This is a genomic window from Candidatus Benthicola sp. (genome assembly GCF_058719085.1).
Genome location: NZ_JBZQEK010000047.1, coordinates 1 through 6205, shown reverse-complemented (window position 1 = coordinate 6205; position 6205 = coordinate 1). Strand labels below are relative to the sequence as shown.

Here is a 6205-nt window from a genome sequence, read left to right as displayed (position 1 = left end):
CCCTTACTGATCGCAACCACCCTCCGCGCGCCCGCACCCCGAGCGCGATCGCGGCTCTCAGCCCGCGCGCTATCCTCTCGGAAACAGTAGCGTGAACTGCAGCCGAATCACATCGGCACCGGCCGCGTCCGGGTGCTCGACGTTGTGGTAGTACTGCAAGAGCACGTTCATCGCCTGCTTTCCGATCATGGTGATCTTGGAGATCCCGAGCCCGAGCGGGACCGTCCACTGCTGGCCGCTGTCGCCGTTCCAGTTCGCGGTGATCGCCGGAGCGGTGGAAATGGCCCAGCCGCGCGAGAGGTTGTAGTTGACGAACGGCTGGAGGAAGAAGGCGTTGATCGCCTCGGTGTCCTCGCCGCCCGCGATGCGCCACAGGTTGTTCACCAGGCCGCCGTACACCCACTTCTTCCCGAGCTTCAGGACGACGAAGGTGGGGCCGAGGGCGAACTGTCCTGTCTCGGTCGCCGGATTGGTGGAGGTCGGGAGCGAGAGGATCGGTCCGACGCCCCACACCAGGCTGCCTGCCTTTGCCGGGGTCAGGTAGAACTGCTGCTGGATGTCGGCGATGCCCTTGAGTCGCTCGCCGTCCGGTCCCGGCAGGTTGACCACCGGTATGACGGTGCGCGAGACCAGGTTCCAGTCATCGTTGATCGGAAGCGGCAGCACCGGCTGCACGTTGATGATGGACTGGCTCTGGTCCCCGAGACCGCCACCGGTGGTCCAGTTCGCCTGCACCGGGATGGAGTTCATGTTGGCCACCGGGTTCTGGGCGGCCTTGGCCAGCTCCGTGGCCCTGGCCTTGGCATCCTCTTCCGTGGGCTCCTGGGCGGAGACGAATGTCGGAACGGCCAACAGCAGCAGCGTCAGAGCGAGCAATCTGCGCATCGTGCACTCCCGCCCAAATGAGGATGGGTCTCCGGGTGACACTGCGTGCCTCCCGGGCACCGGGTGGTGGTTCCTGAAGGTCTACTTGCCGACGCGTAACGGCAACAAGGGTGCCGCTGCGACCTACATCGGCGACGGCTGGAAGAGGGAGTGCTGCGCCAGGGGCGTCACCCGGGCGCCGGCCGAAAAGCCGCGGAGGACGATCGGTCCCTCCCAACGCTCTCCCGGCCCGATCTGCCGGTCCGCCGGCTCGCGGCTCACCACGACCATGAGTTGCCGGAAATCGTTGAAGCCGCGTACCTCGCCCTCCGGCGAGACGACCCCGAAGTCCACGATCTCTGCCAGGGTCGGGGTCGTCAGCCACACCCGGTAGGCCTCGCCCTCGATCGTCGGTAGCCCGGATACGGTCACGGTGAGTTCGTATTGCACGTCGCCGTCCACATCCACGGAGATGCCGAACGGAGACCACACCTGCTTCAGGGCTGCCCGTCCGGCGGCGCCCTCGTTCCCGAACGTCGGGAAGAGGGGGAACTCATCGGGAAAGGCGGCGACAGTATGGGGCGCTGAAGCGCGCGAACGGCCATCATCCCACCCGTCAACGCTCACCTGCGGCTCCGTCGCTCCCGTCAGCCAGAGGAACAGCAGGAGCGACGGCCCCACGCTGAGAAGCGTGAAGCCGCCACTCCGGCCGATCCGATCGCGAGTCACGAGACGCCGACTCTTCAGCGGCTCACGGCACCAGGCCCATGGGGCCGTGGTCCCAGTCCTGGACGCTCGAGATGTCGGGCATCCCGTAGTCCGAGCCGTGCCAGCCGTCGAAGCCGTCCATCTTCATCAGCCACAGCCCGGTCACCATGTCGCTGACCACCACCAGGCCGTCGTAGTTCCGGACGTCGATCCCGAAGGCGCCGTTGAAGTCGCTCTCGCCCACCGGGTTGCCGGTCGTCAGCCCGAGGTCGTTGGCGAGTCCCGACTTCTCGGGACCGAAGTACGTGTCGTAGTAGGCCACGCCCTCCGGGTTCTCCGGGTCGCTGATGTCGAAGACGTCGATCCCGTCCTTGTAGGAGGACACGAAGACGTAGGGGTACCGCATCTCGTTGTTGTGCGAGAGGGCCTTGTAGTTCCGGGTCCAGGCGCTCATCTCGGAGGTAATCCGCTCCTGCCCGCCGTGGATCCCCTGGTCGAGATCGTAAATGCGGATCGGCGAGTACCTGTACTCGGTCTGCCCGACCCCGATCTTAGCGTCCGGAGTGGCGGTCAGCGTGTGTGCCAGAGTGACCCCCATCACGCCGACGATCGAGGTGATCAGCTCCGGGTTCGCGGGATCGGTGATGTCGTAGATGTAGTATCCGTCGAGGCCGGATCCGTACAGGATGTCACGACCCGACTCCGGCTCGTACGCGACGTAGAAATCGTGGTAGCCGACCATCGAGCCGAAGGGCGAATCCATCGCCGTGGAGGGCCACGGCACCTGGCCGATCAGACCGTAGTCGTGCGCACCGTCCAGGAACGCCTCGAGGTCGTACAGGTTGGCGTGCGGTCCGCTGGTGGTCGCCACCAGGATCGGCTTCCCCGAGGAATGCTTGTAGGCCCAGATGTTGTGGAAGCCCGTCGGCGTGTCCGGCGCCCGGATGCGGCCCACTTCCTGGACGGTCGAGGCGTCGGGCAGCCCCGTCACATCGAACACCACGGCCCCCAGGTCCGTATCCGGCCCGCCGAAGAACTGCAGGGACTGGATCACGTAATAGCGGCCTTCGTGCTTGAAGTACTTCGTGTCCATGCCGCCGAGCCCGATGTGCAGCTCCGGGTCCTCGATCCGCCACTGGTACAGCAGCTCGGGGTTCGCCGGGTCCTCGATCGAAACGATGTCCATCCCCTTGGTGGGGCCGAGCACCCGGGCGAGGTACACGTACGGCCGGCCCGGCTCCTGTTCGACCTCCACGTCGGTGTAGCTGATGTCCAGTCCGTCGTCCACGTGGTGTCGGCCGAGGACCTCCATGTTGTCCGTGCCGGGCCGCTCCGGCGTGCCCTGCGCGACCAGGGCGGGCGCGGCCGTCATCGTGACGCCCACGGCCAGAAGGGCTCCGACCCATCCACTCCTCTTCGTCATTCCCATCCTCCATGCATGGGTTCTTGCCGCCGGCCTCACGGCTCGACGGCGAAGGCCATCATCATCCCGGCCTCCAGGTGCTCCGCGATGTGACAGTGGAGCATCCACTGACCGGGGTTGGTCACCTCCAGCAGCAAGTCCACGGTCGAGCCGACCGGGAGAAGCGCCGTGTCCTTCCACACCAGGTTCTCGTTCGGCACCCCGTCCCTCGACAGGACCAGGAAACGCTGTCCATGCAGGTGTACGGGGTGGTTCATCGGGTGGAACGCCTCCGGATCGTTGTGGAGCCGGATCTTGACGATGTCCCCGACCCGGAACCGCCAGTCGATGTCCATGTTCTCGGCGCCCGTGTCGACGTCCCGGAGAATCCACCGCACCTCATTGGAGGTGGAGAGCCAGTTCATGTGCGACATCACGTCGGTGAACTCGACGGGCGAGCGATACACCGTGTCGATCGCCATGTACTGCATCACCTGGACGGGCAGGTCACGGATGTCCACCGTGAGCAGGAGCTCCCGGTCCACCGGCGCAGCGACGTAGGGTCGGTACGGATCCACCTCCCGGCGCACCTCTTCGTCGACCCGGAGGGTGCGGAACGACTCGCCCCGGTCCGGATCGGCGACGTCCGGGGAGACGTGGACCGCCCCGAGGGTGTCGGCCACGGAGAAGAACTTTCCCTGCATGTGGTTGAGCGCCGTGATCCGGTTCTCGATCACGAACGTGCCCGGCTCCTCGAACATCACCTCGATGACGTAGCGCTGCGCCGGCGCGATGGCGACGCTGCGCACGAACATCTCCTTCTCGAAGCGGCCGATGTCCGCCCCGACGAGCTTCATCGGGGCCCCGCCGAACGAGAGGTTGAACGTGCGCGTGTTCGATACGTTCGTGAGATAGAAGCGGACGACCTCGCCGGTTCGCGCCTCGAGATCGTATCGCTTTTCGCCGTTCACCAGAAGGACGTTCCCGAACCGGCCCATGATCGCGAAGTTGGCGGCTTCCCGCCCGAACGGAACCAGCTCGGTGCCCTCCACCAGGATGTCGTCCAGGGTGAGGACCTGCTCCGAGTGCACCGGGTCGTCGTAGGGCTCGCGGTCCGGCCGGACCAGCATGTTGCCGTACAGGCCGAGGTCCTGCTGGATGTCTTCCCGTACGTGCGGGTGGTACCAGTAGATGCCGTCGTCGGGGAACCGGATCGTGTAGTCGAAGGTCTCGCCCGGCTGCACCGGGTCCTGGGTGAGCCCGGGAACGCCGTCGAACCGGTTGTCGAGCCGGAGCCCGTGCCAGTGCACCGTGGTCTCCAGGTCGATGCGGTTGGTGAACCGCACGTGCACTTCGGAGCCCTGCCGGACCCGGATCAGGGGACCGGGGATCTGGCCGTTGAACGCGTACATCACGAAGGTCTCCCCGGCGACCCGCTTGCGGACCAGGGACGCCTCGAGCGCCAGCGTGTCCCCGTCCTCCAGGTCGACGATCTCCCGCGGGCCGGCCAGCGGGAGGGTCGCGGGGTCGATCCCCTCGCCCGGCAGGAACTCGGTCACCGAGGGCCGAGCGTTCTTCACGCCCGGCAGCATCGGGTTCCGGATCATCGGGACGATCATGGAGGCGGACGGCATGACCGGGATGTCCGCCTCACCGCCGTGGTGGGCGTGGTCCATCTGCTGGGCCGGCGCGGGAGACGCGAGCAGCAGGGACAGTCCGACGAAGAGGCAGCCGGGAACCCGATACGTCGGGCGGCGCCGGCGTGTGCCTTGATGTACGGGCGTCAACGACGCCCTCTGTGATGTTCGATCATGTCGTGTCAGCCTCGGAGCCAGACGGTCGCCCATGGTAAACGAACGGGCAAACCGTGTCTACCGGGGGCTGACGCGGGCGTTCCGATGGTGCGTCCCTGCGCGGCGAGAGCCGGACTTCCGCTCAGGGGTTCGTGTCGTCGCTGATGAAGCCCGGAATCTCGACCTCGGCCACCCGCGTGTAGCGAGCCCGAACCGCCCGGATGCCCTCGGATTCGCCGACGATGCTGAGGCGGTCTCCCACTTCGAACACGAGCGCACCGCTCGGAATGAGAACCTCGTCGCCCCTTCGCACCAGGGCCACGAGGGTGTCCTTCGGCCACTCGACGGACTTCAGCTCCCGTCCGAGGAGAGAGGAGGAGGGACCCCGGTCCGACAACAGGAGGGTCAGGAAACGCTCCTCCTGCAGAAGGATCTGTCGGAAGTTCGCCGGGTCCTCCGCCGAGAGCCATCGTTCCATGAACGCGTCGTCGTCGGCCCGTCCGGCGACTCCGGCGAGAAGGCGGAGGTGCTGACCCGGGTTTTCCTCCGGGCTGACGAGGAAGAAGATGGCGTGGAGCGATTCCCCGTGTCGTGCGTCGGTGAACTGATCGCCGACCTCCACCGACAGCCCCGTCACGGACCGGACGAGGACCATTTCCGGTCCCGATGCGCCGGCGATGCGCAGGTGAGGCAGGGCCGTCCCCCGCGACACCGGGGTCGCGCCGGTGCGGGTGCCGTGCAGGAATCCCTCGGCGAGGTGCTCGGCGCTGACCGGGAGGCGCTGGGACAATCGGGCCGCTGCCTGGCGGGTCGCCGACTGGAAGGTCTCGCCCGGACCCAGGTCCAGCGTGAAGGCGCGGGCGATGACTTCATCGAACGCGTCCTCGGCCCGGACGCCCTTTTCCTTCAGGATGCTGCGAAGCTCCGGGTCGAGACCGTCGAACCGGCCCTGTCCGAGACGCTCGAACCAGTGAAGCAGGGCGCCGCTTCGTACCACGCGATCCCGGGCGTAGTAGTAGTACCAGGCGAGACACACGCTCACGAGACCGATGGCGAACACGATCGGCCAGAACCCGAGGGCGGCGATGAGAATCGCGGGAGCGAGCAGGCCGATCGCCTGCACGCCGGGATAGCCGGGGGATCGGAACCCGGGATCGTACGCCTCGATCCCGCTCTCCCTCATCACGATCACGGCCAGGTTGACGAGCGCGAAGATGAGGAGTAGGAAGGTGCTGGCCAGCTTCGCGACCCCCTCGACGTCCAGGGTGAGGATCGCCGCGGCCATCAGCCCGCCGGTGACGAGCAGCGCGACCACGGGAGTGCCGGCTCGGTTCAGCCGGCCGAACGTTCCCGGGATCAGACGATCTCGTCCCATGGCCAGGGGATACCGCGAGGCGGCCAGAATGCCGGCGTTTCCCGCCGCCGCCAGGCCGGCGAT

Annotated in this window: 5 protein-coding genes; all 5 read right to left on the bottom strand. The window is 66.8% G+C overall.

Features of this window, described 5'->3' with window-relative positions; all coding sequences use genetic code 11:
- Positions 1-69: 69 nt before the first annotated feature.
- On the bottom strand, positions 70-885 hold the full coding sequence (locus AC36XV_RS03455; protein WP_492202279.1) for a neuromedin U: 816 nt from the start codon (positions 883-885) through the stop codon (positions 70-72).
- A 123-nt stretch (positions 886-1008) separates the two neighbouring features.
- Complete coding sequence (locus AC36XV_RS03450; protein WP_492202278.1) at positions 1009-1593, bottom strand: hypothetical protein; 585 nt, start codon at positions 1591-1593, stop codon at positions 1009-1011.
- Between the two features lie 22 nt (positions 1594-1615).
- A complete protein-coding gene (locus tag AC36XV_RS03445) occupies positions 1616-2995 on the bottom strand; it encodes an LVIVD repeat-containing protein (RefSeq protein WP_492202277.1) in 1380 nt (459 codons plus the stop codon).
- Between the two features lie 35 nt (positions 2996-3030).
- Entirely contained in the window at positions 3031-4761 is a 1731-nt protein-coding gene (locus AC36XV_RS03440; protein WP_492202276.1) for a multicopper oxidase family protein, read from the bottom strand.
- 148 nt (positions 4762-4909) lie between these two features.
- A partial coding sequence (locus tag AC36XV_RS03435) for a TrkA C-terminal domain-containing protein (RefSeq protein ID WP_492202275.1) occupies positions 4910-6205 on the bottom strand: 1296 nt, incomplete at its 5' end.

Excerpts from the sequence above, each read along its gene's own strand:
- AC36XV_RS03455 (WP_492202279.1), bottom strand. The coding sequence starts at position 885 with ATGCGCAGATTGCTCGCTCTGACGCTGCTGCTGTTGGCCGTTCCGACA.
- AC36XV_RS03445 (WP_492202277.1), bottom strand. The coding sequence starts at position 2,995 with ATGACGAAGAGGAGTGGATGGGTCGGAGCCCTTCTGGCCGTGGGCGTC.